This window comes from Pseudomonas sp. SK3(2021), from assembly GCF_016772375.1.
GTDB lineage: Bacteria > Pseudomonadota > Gammaproteobacteria > Pseudomonadales > Pseudomonadaceae > Aquipseudomonas > Aquipseudomonas chlororaphis_I.
This window is the reverse complement of sequence record NZ_CP061943.1, coordinates 1,539,336-1,556,810: the sequence shown is the minus strand read 5'-3', so window position 1 is coordinate 1,556,810 and position 17,475 is coordinate 1,539,336. Positions and strand designations below refer to the sequence as shown.

19 protein-coding genes are annotated in these 17,475 nt (G+C 62.6%); 1 reads left to right on the top strand and 18 read right to left on the bottom strand.

What is annotated here, in order from left to right:
• Positions 1 to 15 precede the first annotated feature (15 nt).
• The 18 genes from IF690_RS06940 to IF690_RS06855 all read right to left on the bottom strand — a co-directional run bounded on the left by IF690_RS06940 (position 16) and on the right by IF690_RS06855 (position 14,582).
• Positions 16 to 1,032, bottom strand: coding sequence for a phage late control D family protein (locus IF690_RS06940; RefSeq protein ID WP_202699503.1), 1,017 nt, complete (start codon positions 1,030 to 1,032; stop codon positions 16 to 18).
• Positions 1,033 to 1,041: 9 nt separating this feature from the next.
• Entirely contained in the window at positions 1,042 to 1,254 is a 213-nt protein-coding gene (locus IF690_RS06935) for a tail protein X (protein WP_009042420.1), read from the bottom strand.
• The gene (locus IF690_RS06930; protein WP_202699501.1) at positions 1,247 to 1,630 is read right to left on the bottom strand and encodes a phage tail protein; all 384 of its coding nucleotides are present in this window, start codon (positions 1,628 to 1,630) and stop codon (positions 1,247 to 1,249) included. Before IF690_RS06930 ends, IF690_RS06935 begins: the two co-directional genes overlap by 8 nt.
• Entirely contained in the window at positions 1,630 to 3,837 is a 2,208-nt protein-coding gene (locus IF690_RS06925; RefSeq protein WP_202699499.1) for a phage tail tape measure protein, read from the bottom strand. Before IF690_RS06925 ends, IF690_RS06930 begins: the two co-directional genes overlap by 1 nt.
• 128 nt (positions 3,838 to 3,965) lie before the next feature.
• The gene (locus tag IF690_RS06920) at positions 3,966 to 4,577 is read right to left on the bottom strand and encodes a phage tail assembly protein (protein ID WP_202699482.1); all 612 of its coding nucleotides are present in this window, start codon (positions 4,575 to 4,577) and stop codon (positions 3,966 to 3,968) included.
• Positions 4,578 to 4,703: 126 nt separating this feature from the next.
• Positions 4,704 to 5,210, bottom strand: a complete 507-nt coding sequence (locus tag IF690_RS06915) for a phage major tail tube protein (RefSeq protein WP_009042415.1) — start codon at positions 5,208 to 5,210, stop codon at positions 4,704 to 4,706.
• Positions 5,210 to 6,376 carry a phage tail sheath protein gene (locus IF690_RS06910; protein ID WP_202699480.1) on the bottom strand — a complete coding sequence of 389 codons (1,167 nt, stop codon included), beginning with the start codon at positions 6,374 to 6,376 and terminating at the stop codon, positions 5,210 to 5,212. The genes IF690_RS06915 and IF690_RS06910 overlap by 1 nt, the downstream gene beginning before the upstream one ends.
• A 2-nt stretch (positions 6,377 to 6,378) precedes the next feature.
• Positions 6,379 to 6,600 (bottom strand): hypothetical protein, encoded by a 222-nt coding sequence (locus IF690_RS06905; protein WP_202699478.1) that lies wholly within the window; start codon positions 6,598 to 6,600, stop codon positions 6,379 to 6,381.
• A gap of 99 nt (positions 6,601 to 6,699) precedes the next feature.
• Entirely contained in the window at positions 6,700 to 7,131 is a 432-nt protein-coding gene (locus tag IF690_RS06900; protein ID WP_202699476.1) for a phage tail protein, read from the bottom strand.
• Positions 7,132 to 7,142: 11 nt separating this feature from the next.
• Complete coding sequence (locus IF690_RS06895; protein WP_202699474.1) at positions 7,143 to 8,702, bottom strand: phage tail protein; 1,560 nt, start codon at positions 8,700 to 8,702, stop codon at positions 7,143 to 7,145.
• Positions 8,703 to 9,338 carry a phage tail protein I gene (locus tag IF690_RS06890; RefSeq protein ID WP_202699473.1) on the bottom strand — a complete coding sequence of 212 codons (636 nt, stop codon included), beginning with the start codon at positions 9,336 to 9,338 and terminating at the stop codon, positions 8,703 to 8,705. It abuts the gene before it with no gap.
• Positions 9,335 to 10,330, bottom strand: a complete 996-nt coding sequence (locus IF690_RS06885; protein WP_202699471.1) for a baseplate J/gp47 family protein — start codon at positions 10,328 to 10,330, stop codon at positions 9,335 to 9,337. Before IF690_RS06885 ends, IF690_RS06890 begins: the two co-directional genes overlap by 4 nt.
• On the bottom strand, positions 10,327 to 10,659 hold the full coding sequence (locus IF690_RS06880; protein ID WP_007924012.1) for a phage baseplate protein: 333 nt from the start codon (positions 10,657 to 10,659) through the stop codon (positions 10,327 to 10,329). Before IF690_RS06880 ends, IF690_RS06885 begins: the two co-directional genes overlap by 4 nt.
• Before the next feature lie 13 nt (positions 10,660 to 10,672).
• Positions 10,673 to 11,281: a phage baseplate assembly protein V gene (locus tag IF690_RS06875; protein WP_202699452.1), complete on the bottom strand. Its 609-nt coding sequence runs from the start codon at positions 11,279 to 11,281 to the stop codon at positions 10,673 to 10,675.
• A 3-nt stretch (positions 11,282 to 11,284) separates the two neighbouring features.
• Positions 11,285 to 11,809 carry a hypothetical protein gene (locus IF690_RS06870; RefSeq protein WP_202699444.1) on the bottom strand — a complete coding sequence of 175 codons (525 nt, stop codon included), beginning with the start codon at positions 11,807 to 11,809 and terminating at the stop codon, positions 11,285 to 11,287.
• A 221-nt stretch (positions 11,810 to 12,030) separates the two neighbouring features.
• Positions 12,031 to 12,795: an N-acetylmuramoyl-L-alanine amidase gene (locus IF690_RS06865; protein ID WP_202699438.1), complete on the bottom strand. Its 765-nt coding sequence runs from the start codon at positions 12,793 to 12,795 to the stop codon at positions 12,031 to 12,033.
• A 166-nt stretch (positions 12,796 to 12,961) separates the two neighbouring features.
• Positions 12,962 to 13,309 (bottom strand): phage holin family protein, encoded by a 348-nt coding sequence (locus IF690_RS06860; protein ID WP_053277657.1) that lies wholly within the window; start codon positions 13,307 to 13,309, stop codon positions 12,962 to 12,964.
• Positions 13,310 to 13,847: 538 nt separating this feature from the next.
• Entirely contained in the window at positions 13,848 to 14,582 is a 735-nt protein-coding gene (locus IF690_RS06855; RefSeq protein ID WP_202699436.1) for a LexA family transcriptional regulator, read from the bottom strand.
• A gap of 187 nt (positions 14,583 to 14,769) precedes the next feature.
• On the opposite strand from IF690_RS06855, the gene mutS reads away from it, so the two are divergent.
• On the top strand, positions 14,770 to 17,349 hold the full coding sequence (mutS, locus tag IF690_RS06850; protein WP_202699434.1) for a DNA mismatch repair protein MutS: 2,580 nt from the start codon (positions 14,770 to 14,772) through the stop codon (positions 17,347 to 17,349).
• Positions 17,350 to 17,475 lie beyond the last annotated feature (126 nt).

The window sequence follows — 17,475 nt, the reverse complement described above, 5'->3', positions numbered from 1 at the left end:
GGCAAGGCCCGACGATCAAGGCTGCTGTTCCAGGCAGGTTGCCTCGATCATGCAGCGATAGTTTTTCTCGCGACTGCCGCTGGCGGTCACCTTGTCGATCGACCAGGTGCCCTGCATGAACGCTGGCCAGCTGTCGTCCAGCAACACCAGCCCCTCGGCCGACAGGGCCGGATCGCCGGGACAGTCGAGCTTGAGCTTGATCGCTTCACGCTCGATCCGGCGCATCGCCCCTTGGGCCGCGCTGCGCGCCTCGCCCTCCCCCGGGTAACGCTGGCGCAGGGTCTGAAAGGGAGCCTGCCCCAACTTGACCACACGCTCCTTGCCGGCCGCCAAATCCCACCAGCTGGCCTGGCAGCCCTTGTGCTTGGCCCGGCCGTTCTCATCGATGCTGGCGGAGATGAACGCCGGATCCCCCGGGCGGTTATCCCGGGTGACGCTCAAGCGCACCGGCGAAAGGATTTTCCCGGACAGCGACTTCGCCTGCCCTCGCAGCGCCAGCACATACATCTCGTTGAGCGGCTTGGTGACGGCATCGTGCGGCCGCGCAATGCGCGTCAAGAAGCTCATGTCGGTCTCGTTGCACTGATCGACATGCGCGATAGGGATCGAGTCCAGTTCGGGCGCCACCCGGGGTGAAAAACCGTGGCGGGAAGTCAGCTGGCGAAACAGCGCGCCGAGGGTCGTGGGGCCATGGCTGGCGGAGCGGCGCTGCTTGAAGCCGGTCGCATCCGCCACCTTGAAGGGGGCTGCCGTGGCCACCAGGGTCAGGCGCGGCGGAAACAGGTTGGGCGTGCGCCGGGTGATGATGAACTCGCCACGATCCACCAGCCCCGACTCCAGATACCCCACCCGCAGTCCGACTTTCCCACCCAGCGCGGGGAGCCCTTCCAGGCCGTCGATATCGAGGGTCAGCGTGAGCTGGTCGGACTCGATACCCGCCGCGTCGATGTGCGTCCAGGCGATCAGCCGTTCGTTGAGGCGCGCGGCATTGGCGCCATAGAGCTCGATGCTCGGGGTGAATCCCAGGGTCATATGCCCTCCTTAGTCCCAGGCCGAGACCGGGGTCGCGGCAACCGGCCGGGACTCGATCTCGGGCACTATCACCCAGACGCCCGCCGGCAGCACCGGGCCCTTCTCGGCCAGCAGCGGATTGAGGCGCCAGAGCGCTTCCTCGACCGCATCGTCGCAACGCCCCACCTCGCGATAGAGCAGCAGGTTGACCGAATCGCCGGCAATACTTCGAACCCTACGCATTGACGAATTCCTCAAGGTTGATGGTCCAGTTGATCACCAGCGCCGTGCCGTCATCGATGATGGAGGTCTGCACCTCCGTCACCAGGTTGACGCGCCAGCGCCCCCAGTTGCGGCCGATGCCATCGACCAGCGGCAAGGGCACACGGGCGGCCTGCAACTCGCGCAGTTGGTCCAGGCGCGCCATGCCCGTGGCGTACATCGACTTGCCACTGATCTGCAGCGTTTCCAGCTTCTGCCCGGCCTGCTGCGATTTCGGCTTGCTGGTGATGATGTCGATACTGGCCCAGCCACCGTCCGTCTTGCGTTCAAGCCGTTCGTAGGCGAAGCCGGTGGACAGGCCGAAAATGAAATTGCCCAACGCCATCTGCTGTCGCATCACATCACTCCATCGGTCAGGGCCACATCGCGCCGTACCGCGAGCGGGTTGGTCATCATCAGAGGCATGACCTGCATCTGCATTTGCTGGATCACCATGTCCACCAGTTGCCTGGAGGTGGCCTGGTCCTGGCCGTAGATATTGATGACCGGGGCGAAGGTGACCTGCTGGCTGGAAGCCGAGCTGGCTGCGAGGTTCTTGCTCACTTCATCCGGCGACTTCAAGCGGTTCGCAACCTCGCCCCCCAGGCGACCGAGCGCTTCGCTGCCCAGCCATCCGCCAATGGCCCCGCCAACCAGCCCGCCGACAGCCGTACCGAGGATCGGCACGACGCTGCCCAGGGTCGCGCCCAACGCGGCGCCGGATGTGCCACCGGCCCAGGCACCGCCCAAGGAACCCAGGCCGGAACCAATGGCCCTGGGGTCGCGGTTACGCACACCCCCGAACACATCCAGGCCGGCCCTGAGCAGGTTGAGCGGCCGACTGACCACCCGACCGGTCACTGCCCGCAGGCCGGCGAAACTGCCACGCAGCCCACGGCCAATGCGCGACATCAGCCCGGCGCGTGGCGCAGTGGTGGAGGTGTTTTTGGGGGCGGGTTTTGCCGCATTGGCTTGTTTCTTTTGCTGCTCTTTCTTTGCTTGCTTGTCCTGCCGCCTTCGCTCTTGTCTGTTCTGGCCACGGGTTTCGCCACCACCCGGAGGACCGCCACAGCAGCCCCCGCCTTCGCTGAACAGCTTGCCAATACTCGACGGCAGGCGCGGAGCCGCGAGGCTCAAGAGTTTCTTCGCCACCTGGGTAAAGACTTCGTCCAGCACCGACTTGAGCAGGCGCCCCACCACCGGTGCGATGGCCGCCCCAGCCAAGGCCAGGCCGGCAGCGATCTTCGGAAACTCCGTAGCCAGGCTGCCCAAGCCATCGACCACCCCACCGATAGGCACCATCGCCCCTTCCGCCACTGGCGCGAGGGCGGAACCGAACGCGCTGTTCATCCGGTTCAAGCGGGCGTCGAAGGTATTCGCCTGGGCCGATGCGGACTGGCGTACCGAGCCCTTGTCGCCCAGCTCGGAGGTGGCGTACTGCTGCTTGTCGGCGACCTGCGCCAAGGCCTTTTGAACTTCAGGCAGCTGTTGCGCCAGGCGCAACGCCGCTTCATCCGCGCTGCCGAACAGGGTCGCGGCCAGCGTGGAGCGTTCCCGGCTCGGCAAGTCAGGCGCTTGCAGCGCCTCCAGCACCTTGGTCAGACCGCCCGCCCCATCCAGCTTCAACGGGTCGATGTGCAACCGTTGCAAGGCCACTTGCTGCGCCTCGGACTTCGGTTCGCCCTTGCCCAGCACGGCAGCGATGCCTTTGAGCGCAGCCCCGGCATCGGTCTTCTGCGTGCCGGTGTTGAGCAGTGCCGCCGTCAGCGCCGCCGCCTGCTCCGGGGCCAGCCCCGCCGCCGTGGCAGCCGCGCCATGCCGTTGCAGGATCACCCCGATATCGGCCGCCTCCGCGTCTCCCGGACGCTTGCCGAGGTGGTGGGTCGCATCCGCCAGATCGAGCGCCTGTTTACGATCCAGGTTCATCGAAGTGCGCCAGCCGGCCATCATGTCCCCGGCGTCCTTGGCTGGCATCTTGAACGCGGTTGCCGTGAGCGCGGCGTCACCGGCGAATGCCGTCAGCGTCTGCCGTCGAGTCGCGTCTTTATCGTCCCCGATCCCGGCCTTGGCAGCGGCGTATTCAAGCTTCGCCAGATCGACCGCCGTGGTTCCACCCGCGACGATCCCTCGATAACTGGCCATGCGGTAGTTATCTTGCGCGAGCTCCTCGCGCTCATTGCCAGGGAGATAAACCACCCTGCCCAGATCGGCCAGCGCCGCATCCATCGCCATCGCCGACTTGAACAGGCCAGGCGCTTGAATACCACCAGCGGCCTTGTCCGTGGCGTTAGCGCTACTCGCCTCGGCCTTGGCGCTACCGGAGGATGCCAGCTGCAACGGACGTTGCGACGACAGCGTCAACTTCAACGAGTCGATGGCCGTGGTCAGCAGACGAATATCCACGCTGGCGGTATTCAGGGCCAGGATGAAACCGCTGGATAACAGGCCGGTATTTGCCTGGCTCGCCACGGCTGTGCCCGGGTCGCCTGGCTGGCCGGCGCCAGCAGGCGCCAACCAGGACGGCTGCATGCTGGCGTTCTTGAGCGAAAACTGATTGTTCGCCATCCCGCTCTACTCCTCTTTCACGCCAAGGCGAGTGATCGCGATGTCGTAGCGGCGCAAGGCCTTGCCAGCGTCCCACTCCAGGATTTGCGTCTCACTTACCGAGTAAATGAGCGGCACCACATCGAGAATCACTTCGATGTCGCGCTCCGAAAGAAGGCCGCCGGTTTGTTTAAAAAATCGTCGATGCGCTCTTGCAACTGCGTCCAGTCAGGCACGCTGAGCAACGCCAGGTCGGGCAGCATCAGGCCGGTGCAATGCGCGGTGATGAATTCGGCGCGTTCCTTGGTGGTCTTGAGCTTCTTCATCACCTTGGTCGCTCGCAGCGCGGGCATTTCCAGGGTCAGGGAAGTCAGGCGCTGACCCGCCACATCGAGTGGCAACAGCAGGTTCACCTGATCCAGGCCGTCCTGCGCCGACGCATCGTCGAGGGTGTCGCTGGCCGCTTCGGACTCGGCGCCCTGCTGGAGGAAATACGCAGCCGGGCGCGTCGACATGTCGTGGACGTACTGAGCGATGCTCACGTAGTCCGGGCGCTTGAGCTGATCCAGCTCATTGGCCGACAGGCCGGTGGCCAGCTTGGCCAGCTCGAAGAACTGATCGTCCTCATCGTCGCCGGCGCGGGCCAGCGCTTCTTTCTGCGCGGCGTAGAACAATGGCTTGAGCTGAATCTGCGCGATCTGCGACTCGTCGTCGGCAGTGATCGGGCACAGCAGGGCATGGATCGGAGGCGTCCAGGACATGAATGAATTCCTATGTAAAAGGTAGGAGCGAGCAGGCTCGCGACAGGAGATGAACAGCGCTTGCGATGCGGGCTGTCAGGCCGTCATCGCGAGCCGCTCGCGCCTACAGAGGGGAAGTGTCGCGGGTTACGGCATCAGTACGGCGCGGCGGGCGTCGCCGAGAATGTCGACGCCGCTGAGCACGAACTTCTGGGTGCGCACGTCGATATCGATCACCGGCACGCCGTTCTCGATACGGTTGTAGGTGCGGCAGGCGAGTTCCAGGGTGGTGGTGGGCTTCTCATTCATCTTCATGGCCGTTTCGGCCAGGGATTTCAGCTTGCCGCCCACGGTGTGGTAGGTGAACCAGGTCTTGCCATCCTGGTCCTGGCCCGCCTCGCGGACATTGAGCAGGATGTCGTCACCCAGCTTCACGCCCAGCGCCAGCATGATTTCCGGCCCCAGCCCCTGCAGCTTGAGGGTGGCCGTCAGCGCCTTGCCGCTCTTGGCCATTTCTTCAGCGATGAAGCGTCCACCGGTCATCGCTTCCATTTCGAATTCGATCTTCGGCGGGGTGAACTCTTCCACGGTCGCCGACAACGGCAGGCCTTGCAGGGTGGCCGCGATGGCCTGTCTTACGCGGTTGGTAAACATTAGAGAACATCCTCCAGGAACTGCTCGATGATTTCATCGCGGGCGTTGAGCTGATACACCATGTGCTCGTTCGGCGCGTAGCGGCCGTAGTCGATGACCACGTACCAGGTACCGTTCTTGTACTTCTCGACGCTGTTCAACTCGGGGTGCAGGTACACGCTGCCGCCCGGGATGGTTTCGTCGGCGACCAGGGTCTGCAGCCAGTCGTTGATGCGCTTGACCTCCTGGTCCATGAAGGACTTGGTCAGGTTCTTGGCCATGGCTTTCTGCCCGGCCTTGACCAGCTTGCGGCTGATGGCGTCTTCCAGGCCGACATAGCTGATGAACTTGCCGGTGATGGAGCGGTTACCCAGCAGCGAGAAGCCGCCGAGCACGGTGCGGGCGTAGTAGCTGACGCCGTAGCGGTTGAGCAGGTCGCCCTCGGTCGAGGTGTCGAGGATGTTGTATTCCACGGTCCGCGACACGTCTTCGGCGTAGGTCACCTGGTTGCCCGGGCTCTCCCACTGCTTGACCTTGGCCAGCGCGGCGATGGCCAGGCTCGACGGCGCCAGGAACACGTTCTTCTTGGCCGCCTTGGAGTACACGGCCGGCATGTTGTGCACCACCAGGCAGCGGTCGAAACCCAGGTCCGCGCCGCCCAGCTCCTTGCTGTAGGTCACCTGGTCGGCGACCGAGACATCCTTGCCATCCAGCACCACACGGGCCTTGATGCGCTTGCCGAACGAGGCGAACTCGCCGGCCACCGCCTTGCTGCCGGTGAAGCCCGGCGCGCCGATGATGGTCAGGTCTTCCGGGACACTGCCCAGGGCCGCCAGGCCGAGCTTGCGGCCGGTGGTGGCGTCGACGCCGCCGATCACGTTGTTGACGGTATCGGCCGGGGTCGCGCCCTCGTCGACGATCACCACATAGACCGGGACCTTGACCACTTTGAGGATCTGGTACACCGCGTGATACAGGGTGCCTTCCTCGGCACCGGTCGGGTCCAGCAGGGCCTGGGTGGTGAAGCTGTTGATGCGAAACGGCGCATTGCGCGGAATCAGCGGGTCGGCCTTCGGCGCGGTGCCGACCAGACCGATGACGTTGTCACCCAGGCCACCCATGGCCTCGGGGGATTCGGTGGCATTGACGGTAATGCCGTTGTGCTCGAAGTTCAGAACCTCAGCCATGGTTATTCAGCCTTCTTGGCAGCGGCCTTCTTGGCCTGGGTGGACGGGGTGGCCGCTTCGGCCTGTTGGCGCGCCGCAAGGACGCTGGTCAGTTCCAGGCGGCCGGCGGCACGCAAGGCACTGGCCTCGACATCGAGCAGTTCAAGCTGTTGGCCGGCATTGGACCAGTGGCCGCCGCCGGTGGGGAATGGGAGGAGCACGGTGTAGGTTTGGCGGTTAGCCATTTCAGTCTCTCCAGATACGAAAAAGCCCCAGGTGAGTGGGGCTGTTGGGTGTTGTGTGTTGCTTTACGGATAAGAAAACGCCCCGTCGGTGCGGGGCGTTTATTGGAGCTGTTCAGCCAGCCAATCGGGTGCAGAGGGGCGGTGATCGATCAACGGAAAGTCATCCGACTCGGGCCAATCGCGAAGAGCACGACGGAATGACTGCAATTGCATGTATTGCTCCATTGAGAGAGTCGTTCGCCCCCCCTCCTCTTGCTCGTCACGGTGACGAATAACCGCCGCGTCCGTTAGCAAAAGCCTCTGAGAACGCCAGAAACGTTCAAGTGCTGCCGAGCGCTCGATAAGATCAACCCCAAGTGCTGGCAAAACCACAACACGGCCATCCTTGACAGAAAGTAAATCGCCAGGCTGACGCGCCATGGCCGCAGTGAAATCTTCTTCAAAAACGTCAATAGCATCGTCTGGAATATCATCTTCCCGATAACCAAAGTCGTCAGGATAAAACTGTCCCTTAGTTGGGCTGAATTTCATGTCAACAACTCCTAACGGCCAATAGCTTGCCAACGAATAGAAGTATCAGTAGTCCAGCTAGCAGCAGCATAAAAACCATTATTAGTTTCACCGGTGGTCACTATCACAACTGACGGACAGCCTGCACTATTGTGAGTGGCCACAACACCGAACAATTCATTTGGAAAAGGGATAGGAAAGGCGTTGTAGGTACTTTTCACAATTGAGTTGCCGAACGCGCAATGATTTGCGTGACCACCCGCGCTACCATCCCCCCACATACGAATTAAGCCATTCGGCATACGTTCATAGCCATTCCGCGCAACTAAGGCTTTACCAACCCCACCAACCACTCGATATGAAAAACCCGGTTCGCCAACCGAAGCACTGGACATGACAATGAACTCGCAGGCGCTGCCGTTCCTCAGGACATATGAAGATGACACCATCTGTGCTGCTGGCCCTGCAAACCTCGAGTTTGGCGCCGTTAGCGAAACGTCCCCTCCGACAGCCTCAAGGTAGAAGCTCGTTCCTAAAGGAAGCGTGTTTGCGTCAGGGAGCGCGTATGCCTGTGCAGCCCCGCGGTTAAATCCAATGTATTTTCCGGCATCAGACACTGGGACCGTTCCGCTTACCGCCTGGTAGTCGATGTAGCCGCTGCGACTGCCCTGAGCCAAGCGAACGAATTCGGTTGTGGCAAGCAACTTGGAGTTATTAAAGCGCGAAGGAGTCGGGCCGGTAGGACTCCCCACAAATGCCGGCGAAAGCAGACGTGCGAAACCCGCTGTCACATCCTGAAAAGCGAGCGCGGTAGTACCCAATACAATCTGACCATCAGTAATCAGTTGCCAGATCGTATCGGCCTGCGTCACCCCCTCCTCTACCGAAATCGTCAGGTTCGGGGTTACCTTGGCGTTGTTATCCGCATCTTTTGCACGAGTCCATAGTTCATTGGCAACGACATAGATACCGTTGTCCTTAGCCAGGGTCTGATTCTTGACAAGCACCCGATCACCAGCCAGCACCGCGACACCATCAATCATCTGCGCAGCGCTTAAGACGATATTCCCTGTGGTCGACGCCCTCACTGACTGCTTCGCGTCGAGCTTCGCCAACTCATCGGCGACATATCCAGTCACCCAAGCCCGCGTCGCCTTGACCACCGTATCGTCGATCAGCAAGGTCACCAGCGACGCATTACTGGTCTCGAAAATCGAGCGGATATAGAACTCTTTCCCCGATCCCGAAGTCGCCAGCACCGGCTTGAACGACTCCGGATACTTGACGATGGCGTAGAGAATGCCGGTGTCGGTCCACAGCCCCGCTTCACGCACATACCAGCCACCGACATCCGACGGGATGGTCACTTCGGCCAGCAGCCAGCTGGGGTTCTTCTCGTCCTGGAACAGCGCGTTCAACGGGCCGCGCCAGACTTCGCGCTTGAGGGCAGTGTCGGTCGCCGCCGGGTTATAGACCGCGCCACCGCCGTCACCGACGGAAATCTGCGACAGCTTGATCGGTACGCCTGCCGCCTTGCAGGCGGTTTCGTAGGCGATCCCCGCATTTGTGAGCAGGGTGTAATAGTCGGCCATTTAGGACCCCTGAGGATAAATAGTGGATGTTTCGACGGCGTACAGGCCGGCGGCCATAAAGGTTTCGCCCGATGCCTCCAGCCCTTCGATGAAAACCGGATAGACCGTGGTCAGCTCACCGCAAAAGGTCGCGGCGCCGATGACGTGGCTGCCGAAGGCACTCAGGCCGACCGACACCGAGAGAATGTCCCGTTCGCTTTTGGCATCGGCCAGTCGGCGGTCGAGACGGGCGTCGATGGCTTCGCTGTAGGGTTGTTCGGTAAAAGCACGCACAGAGAAGCTGTAGGGCGCGCCGGGTGGAGTCTGTTCGTACCAGGCACGGATTTCGGGGCGCAGCTGCAGCCCCTTGGCGGCGTTTTCCAGCGCCTTGCGGGTGCCGGCTTGGCGCGCAGTGGGCCAGGCCAGTTCTACCGTCAGGCGCTTTTCCGCTTCCGGCGCATCGCTGCTCCATTCGGCGACCCCACGATCCGCCGCCAGATACGGCAGAAACGCGACAGGCGTTGCGTTCGGCTTCATCAGTTCGGGAAACGGCGGCGCAATGCGATCGAGCAAGGCACCGAAACCCAGGTCGAGAGCCCGTTCCAGCGCCGAACTGTTGGCCGGAAGCAGCGTCGGGCAAGGTGTCTGATCAGTCATATCGTCATCACCTCAACCTCGACCGCCGTGCAGTACGGCGCCTGAAACGCCGTGGTGACGATAGGTGCCAGCGGCTCGAGGATCTGCAATTGCACGGCTCCGGCGCTGTGCAGCGTGTAGTCGATCCAGCTCGGGTCGACCCGCCCTTCCAGGCGATGGCAGTTGTCGGCATAGGCCTGCAATTGCTGTTGTGCAGCGACTTTGGTCAGGCCCGAATCCGGCCCCGAATTGATCTTGGCCACGACGCGGATCTTGTAGCGCTGTATGTCCGCGCCCTGCACCGTCACCCGATCCGTTTCCGGCTTCACATCCGGTCGCGCAAAGTGTCGGCGCACACCGTCGAGCAACGCCTCGGACGGCGTGCCGTCGCCTTCCCGCGAGAGCACGGTGACCTGCACTTCCCCCGGTGCGGTACGGCGGCCGTTGCCATCCTTGACCTGGGCGGCGAAGCCGTCCGGATCGAAGGTGTAGGTGACGGTCACCACGCCCGCATCGCTGGAGTCCACCTTCACCGTCGGCCGCTCGCCAAGGGTGAAGACTTCGCGGCGGTACTGCATGCGCGAACCGGCGGCTGGCGCGTGGGGCGCCAGGTAGTAGCGCAGGCGTGCATCCTGGTCGCTTTCGTAGACCGCGGGGACCGGCGGAAAGGCCGCCGGGTCGCCCGGGTCGAGCAACTGCCGCTCCAGGCCCATGTCCGCCAGGCGTGCATCGAGGTTGCTGCCGGTAGCCCACCAGGCCAGCATCTGTTTGATGCGGGCGTTGTACTTGCGTTCGTGGGTTTGCAGGCGCACGCAGAACGCCTCGAGGGCCATGCTCAGCAACTCGCTTTCATTCTCAAGGCTGACCTTCAGCTTGGCCGCGCTTTCGGGCGAGCGGGCGCCGACATATTCGACGACGAAGCTCTTGAACTCGGCGAGCAGGTCCTCGAAGGCCTCGACAGTGACGATCGCCGGCTCGGCCAGCTGGTTTTGCCCCGGTATCAGCATGCTCATGTCACGACCTCGAACGTCTGTTGGCGGTTTTTCCAGGTGCCGGCGAAACGCAACAGCAGCCCGGCGCCGCGCCGGCTGGCGACTATGACCTGCGGTTCGAAATCGCCGATGCCGTTCTGCTCGTTGTAGAACGCCTGCGCGGCATGGCTCTGGGCGAGGATCAGCAGGTCATCGCCGAGGTTCTGGCCCAGCAGGTCGGGAATCAGCGAACCGTACAAAGGGCGCTTCTGCCGGGTGCCCAGCGGCGTGGTCAGGGCACGGGTCGCGCGCTGCACGAACTGCAGCCAGTCATCGACCGCGGCGCCGGTGTTTCTATCGACTCCAATCATGGAAAGCCTCTTATCAAGGGCTGATAACGCGGCCCTGGTGTTCCACCAGGGGGCCGCTGAAGTGGATGCCGGCGCTGTCGAGCAAGATGCCGACCGCGCCCAGCCGCAACTCGATCGCCTCGGGCTTCATCGCCAGCCGGGCGGGACCGATGCTCAACTCGACCGCCTCGCGGGAGGCGGTGAGCGCGGTCGGGCCGTTGCTCCAGCTCAAGACATGGCCGGCATCGTCATAACTGCTTTGGGTGCCATCGGCGTATTGGCGGCGGGTCAACGCGGCCAGGGTCGACACCGGTGGAAAGCGGTCGCAGTTGAGGCCGAACAACGCCACCGACTGAGCCCCGCCGTCGCCGCCACCGTAGTTGAGCAGCAGGCACTGCTCGCCCACGGAAGGAATGCGCGATTCGCTTTGCGCGCCGGCGCTGGGGTTGAAGAACCGGATCGCCGGCGTCAGCAGTTCTCCGTGTCTGACCCGGCAGGTGTTGCTGGCCGCATCGACCGCCTGGCACACACCGATCCGGCAATGGTTTTCCGCCCGCCGATGCAAGTCATCGAGTTCGCTTTCCATTTCGGCCAATCGCTCGATGATCGGCCCCAGCTGCATGCGCAGCAGTTCGTCAAACATGGCTCAGCCCTCAAGTGCTTGGTATTGGTCGGGGTCGTCGATGTTCGAGACTTCCCAGGTACGGGCGAACTTCGGTATGCCGGTCGGGTCGTCCAGCAATGGCTGCCCGAGGAACAGTGTCTGGGTGAACGACAGCGTCCAGGCGGCGTATTGCTGCTCACCGCGAATCAGGGTCGAGGGCAGGCCTTCGAGGTTCATGGGCAGGTCGCACTGCGCTGCCGGCAATCCCCAACGGTTATCCGTGGCCAGGTCCTTCAGCGCACTGGCCAAATCACAGGCCTCGAACCCGGAACGCTCATCCCCTACAGCCGTCACCGCTTGCAACGAGATCGTCAAGACATGGGCGATACGCCCTTCCTGGCTGCGCAGGCCCGGGGCATCGCGCTCGATCGCCATCAGCACCCAGGCCTGGTCGAGCACCGCATCGAAGTCCTGGTGACTGCCAACCTTGAGGCCAAGGCCCGCTCCTCGCAGGGTCTCGGCAATGGCGAAAAACAGCTGCGACGGCTTGTCGATGACTGCGGGCATAGGAAGGATTCCTGTTCAGATATCAGGGATTTCGGTCGCTGAGGGGCGCCGCGAATGTGGCGTGAGATGAAGGAGCGGCCAACGCCGATTTGCGCAGGGCCCTGCTCGCCAGATCGGTGCACGACGTCGCGGAGGGCCGGGTGATGCAACGGAGGACTCGCGAGACTTCGCTGAGGCCCGGCATCACCTTCGATGGAGACCTCAGCCCTGATTTCGCCGGATCAGGCGTACTTCTCGTTCAGCGCATAAAGAATCGCGCAGGTTTCCACATCCAGTTTCCCGGTGTAGTTCTTCGGCCTGAAGTGCATCTGGAAGGCCCGTACCAGCGACTGGAAGAAGTCATCCGTTGCCTGGGCCGGCACGCCATAACCATAGGTGGCGAAAGCCTTGAGCACTTCGGCACGCTCGGGCAGCCCGGCAGCGCGGAATTGCTGGACGTATTTCTTCTTGGTCGGCTCGTCGTACCAGGCGCCGATGCCGGCCTTGTAGAGTTCTTTCCAGGGCAGCTTGGGGCCCGGATCGGATTTGCGGCCCACCGCGATATCGGAGTGGCCCACCACGTTTTTCGGCGACATGTCCGGATAGCGCTGGAGAATATTCACGGCCAGCTGCTTGAGCGCCTCGATCTGCGAGCGTTCGTAATCCGGGAAAGTGAAGATGCCATTGACGTCGGTGGCCTGGTTGACGATCTCGATGCCGAGGGAGGTGTCGTTCAAGCCACTGCGGCCGGCCCAGTCACTGACCCCGGCATGCCAGGCACGGTCTTCTTCGGCCACCAGGTTGAAAATCCGTTGTTCCTGGAAACCCGCGGCCTGATAGGTCGGATCCTGCACCGCCGGAATCAGGTAATGGGCGCTCGCCGCACCGGTGGTCAGGGCCTTGACCGACGCCTCGAAGTTCAGGGCCGTGTAATGCAGCACCAGGAACCGCACCCGCTTGTTGTAAGGCGCAAGGGTGCGATAGCTGTTGTAGTCGATTGGGATCATGGTTTGCCTCTGTTTGAAACGGATGGATGGACGGCGCAAGGCCGTACCTGGCGCCTCCCTGCCGGGAGGGCCGATTGAGCTCGTTCAATGCGAGTACGCGTCCTGCGTCAGGCGGGTATCACGGCAACGTCGACTCAACGGATCGACGATCTGTTCTGGTCGTTATTCAGGAGTCCGAGCGGGAGTCCTTGGGCGGCACTTCGCACACACCCAGCCGCTTGGCCGCCCAGCGCTCGTAGAGGCCGATGGCCACGTCGGCGCCCGCCATGGCGGTCAGGCAACCGAAAGCGCCAGCGGTCCAGATCGATACACCGGCGGCGTACAGCAGCATGATGGTCGAGACCCCGCAGATCACGCAGGCCCCGGAGCGCAGGGCCAGGCGCCGCAGCAACAACCAACCGCGGGCGCCCTCCTTGTCGGCGCGCCACATTTCGCCGGACACCCCACCCACCAGGGCGAGGACGATGACAAGCCAGATCGGCATGTCCAGCAACGCTTGTTGCTCGTTTGTCATGTCACGCCTCCTGGGGTGATTGATGAGTAATGGATGTTGGGTTCAAACGTTTTCTCTTGAGGTAGGCATTCCAAAAAGCCCGGCAATCCGCCGGGCTTTTCAGAATGCGATCCTTCGCCTTCCTTTCATCCTGTAAACAAAAATCATCCTGTGAACAAAAAGGAAGCTGACTTTTCGGCGCTACTGGCGCGGTACGAGTCCATTCAAATTGTTTTTCCGACCGCGGTCCCTGCCCGCCGGATAACTGCTCTTGGTGCTTTACGCTGCACACCCGGGTCAGTTGCCAACCCTCTGAACCGTCGAGGCCGGTTCATCGCTGCCTTTGCTTTTGCCACTAAAGAGCGGTGTTGCTCGCCGCTGTCGGGCGGCTTGGAATGAATAATATGCATGTATGCATATACAGTCAATGCACAAATGCATTTATTTATGCGCATGAAATGCACACGCGCATGAAGGCCGCATAAATAAAGGCGTGGAGGGTTTTCCGCGGGCACAAAAAAGCCCGCTCGATGGCGGGCTTTGGCGTTATGGGCTGCGGTTAACGGGCGTACATGCCCCACCAGAAGACGTGACCGAGGATGACGATCTGCTCTTCCTGCATTTCCTGGAAGCTGTAGTCCTCATCCGGGTGTTCGTCGCGGTTGAAACTGCGCAGGCGAATACCGGAAGGCAGGCGATAGAGCTGCTTCACCCGCAGTTGGCCGTTGTGGTTGATGGCATACAGGTCGCCGTCGATGATGTCGCCGATACCGCACTTGCCGGCATTGACCCCCACCGTGGCGCCGTCGCGCAGCACCGGCAACATGCTGTTGCCGCGTACCGTCACGCATTTGGCCTGGTCGAACTGCACGCCATTGTGCCGCAGGCTGCGCTTGCCGAAGCGCAGACTGGAGCGCTCGCTTTCCTCGATGACGAATCTTCCTGATCCCGCAGCCAATTCAACCTCGCGAAGAAAGGGGACCGATACCTCGTCGTCATCGACGGGGGTATCGTCGTCCCACAGACTTATGTCCTTGAGTTCCGAATGCGGATCGGCCGACCGGGCAGAGGCGACAGCCACACGCCCGCGCAGTTGATCGGTGCTCACCTGGAAGTACTCGGCGATCCGCGAGATGTGTTTGTCCGAAGGATCGACAATCTTGCCGCTGAGGATCCGCGAAAGGGTGGATTGAGGCACGCCGGTACGCCGATGGAGTTCCGTGGGGGAAATGCCATCGCGATCGAGCAGCTCTCTTAAGACGGTAGAAACGTTGCGCTTTTGCATAACGCGCATATTGCGGGTTATTTTCGCCGATGACAAATGCTAAAATGCATACCCATGCATAAAACACCCGTAATCCGGCTGGGCTCATCCCTGCGAAGGTCGGACCGCCCATGGTAACCTTGCGCCCATCGCGAAAAAGCCGGGCCCATGCCCCCTGCTTTTGCCCACCCTTTCAACGAATCAACCTGACGACCCGATGAATAAAGCGCTCACCGATCTGTCCTCCCACACGCCGATGATGCAGCAGTACTGGCGCCTCAAGAACCAGCACCCCGACCAGCTGATGTTCTATCGCATGGGCGACTTCTACGAAATCTTCTATGAAGACGCAAAGAAGGCCGCCAAGTTGCTGGACATCACCCTGACCGCGCGCGGGCAGTCGGCTGGCCAGGCGATTCCGATGTGCGGGATTCCTTATCACGCCGCTGAAGGTTACCTGGCCAAGCTGGTGAAGCTCGGCGAGTCGGTGGTGATCTGTGAACAGGTCGGCGACCCGGCCACCAGCAAGGGCCCGGTGGAGCGCCAGGTGGTGCGGATCATCACCCCGGGAACCGTCAGCGACGAGGCCCTGCTCGACGAGCGCCGGGATAACCTGATCGCAGCGGTGCTGGGCGACGAACGTCTGTTCGGCCTTGCGGTACTGGACATCACCAGCGGCAATTTCACGGTCCTGGAAATCAAGGGCTGGGAAAACCTGCTGGCCGAGCTGGAACGCATCAACCCGGTGGAACTGCTGATCCCGGACGACTGGCCGCAAGGCCTGCCGGCGGAAAAACGCCGTGGCGTACGCCGTCGCGCGCCCTGGGACTTCGAACGCGACTCGGCCCACAAGAGCCTGTGCCAGCAGTTCTCCACCCAGGACCTCAAGGGTTTCGGCTGCGAGAACCTGACCCTGGCCATCGGCGCCGCGGGCTGCCTGCTGAGCTATGCCAAGGAAACCCAGCGCACCGCCCTGCCCCACCTGCGCAGCCTGCGTCACGAACGCCTGGACGACACCGTGGTGCTCGACGGCGCCAGCCGGCGCAACCTGGAACTGGACACCAACCTCGCCGGCGGCCGCGACAACACCCTGCAATCGGTGGTCGACCGTTGCCAGACCGCCATGGGCAGCCGCCTGCTGACCCGCTGGCTGAACCGCCCGCTGCGCGACCTGAAAGTCCTGCAGGCGCGGCAGACCTCGATCGGCTGCCTGCTGGACGGTTACCGCTTCGAAAGGCTGCAACCGCAGCTCAAGGAGATCGGCGACATCGAGCGGATCCTCGCCCGTATCGGTCTGCGCAACGCCCGTCCCCGCGACCTGGCGCGCCTGCGCGATGCCCTGGCGGCGCTGCCGGAACTGCAAGTAGCGATGACCGAGCTCGAGGCCGAGCACCTGAGCCAACTGGCTGTGACCACCAGCACCTACCCGGAACTGGCGGCACTGCTGGAGAAAGCCATTATCGACAACCCGCCGGCGGTGATCCGCGATGGTGGCGTGCTGAAGACTGGATACGACGCCGAGCTGGACGAGCTGCAATCGCTGAGCGAAAACGCCGGCCAGTTCCTTATCGACCTGGAAGCCCGGGAAAAAGCCCGTACCGGCCTGGCCAACCTGAAAGTCGGCTACAACCGGATTCACGGCTACTTCATCGAGTTGCCCAGCAAACAGGCGGAACAGGCCCCGGCGGATTACATCCGGCGCCAGACCCTCAAGGGCGCCGAACGCTTCATCACTCCGGAGCTCAAGGCCTTCGAGGATAAGGCGCTGTCCGCCAAGAGCCGCGCGCTGGCCCGCGAGAAGATGCTCTACGAAGCCTTGCTGGAGACCCTGATCGGCCACCTGCCACCACTGCAAGACACCGCCGCGGCCCTGGCGGAGCTGGACGTGCTGAGCAACCTGGCCGAGCGAGCGCTGAATCTCGACCTCAATTGCCCGCGTTTCGTCAGCGAGCCCTGCATGCGCATCACCCAGGGGCGCCACCCGGTGGTCGAGCAGGTGCTGACCACGCCGTTCGTGGCCAACGACCTGAGCCTGGACGATCAAACCCGGATGCTGGTGATCACCGGCCCGAACATGGGTGGTAAATCCACTTATATGCGGCAAACCGCGCTGATCGTGCTGCTGGCCCATATCGGCAGCTTCGTGCCGGCGGCCAGCTGCGAGTTGTCCCTGGTGGACCGTATCTTCACCCGGATCGGCTCCAGCGATGACCTGGCCGGTGGTCGTTCCACCTTCATGGTGGAAATGAGCGAAACCGCCAATATCCTGCATAACGCCACCGAGCGCAGCCTGGTGCTGATGGACGAAGTGGGTCGCGGCACCAGTACTTTCGATGGTCTGTCCCTGGCCTGGGCTGCAGCAGAACATCTCGCCCAACTGCGGGCGTATACCCTGTTCGCCACCCACTACTTCGAGCTCACCGTCCTGCCGGAAAGCGAACCGCTGGTGGCCAACGTGCACCTCAACGCCACCGAGCACAACGAGCGCATCGTGTTCCTGCACCATGTGCTGCCAGGCCCCGCCAGCCAGAGCTATGGCCTGGCCGTGGCCCAGTTGGCGGGGGTTCCGAGCGATGTGATCGTCCGTGCCCGCGAGCACCTGAGTCGCCTGGAGACCACCAGCCTGCCCCATGAAACGCCGTCTCCGCTACCGGGCAAGCCCTTGGTCCCGCAGCAAAGCGACATGTTCGCCAGCCTGCCGCACCCGGTCCTCGATGACCTGGCCAAACTCGATCTGGACGACATGACCCCGCGCAAGGCACTGGAAATGCTCTATACATTGAAGACACGCATCTAACGCTGATGCTTTCAAGCTGTTAGAATCTCGCGCGGTTTGGGATGCTGCGGGCTATTAGCCTGGTCCGCAGACTATCGCTCCCGAACCTGGCGACCCCGTCCTGAAGGGGCTCCGCCGCCGCCGCCT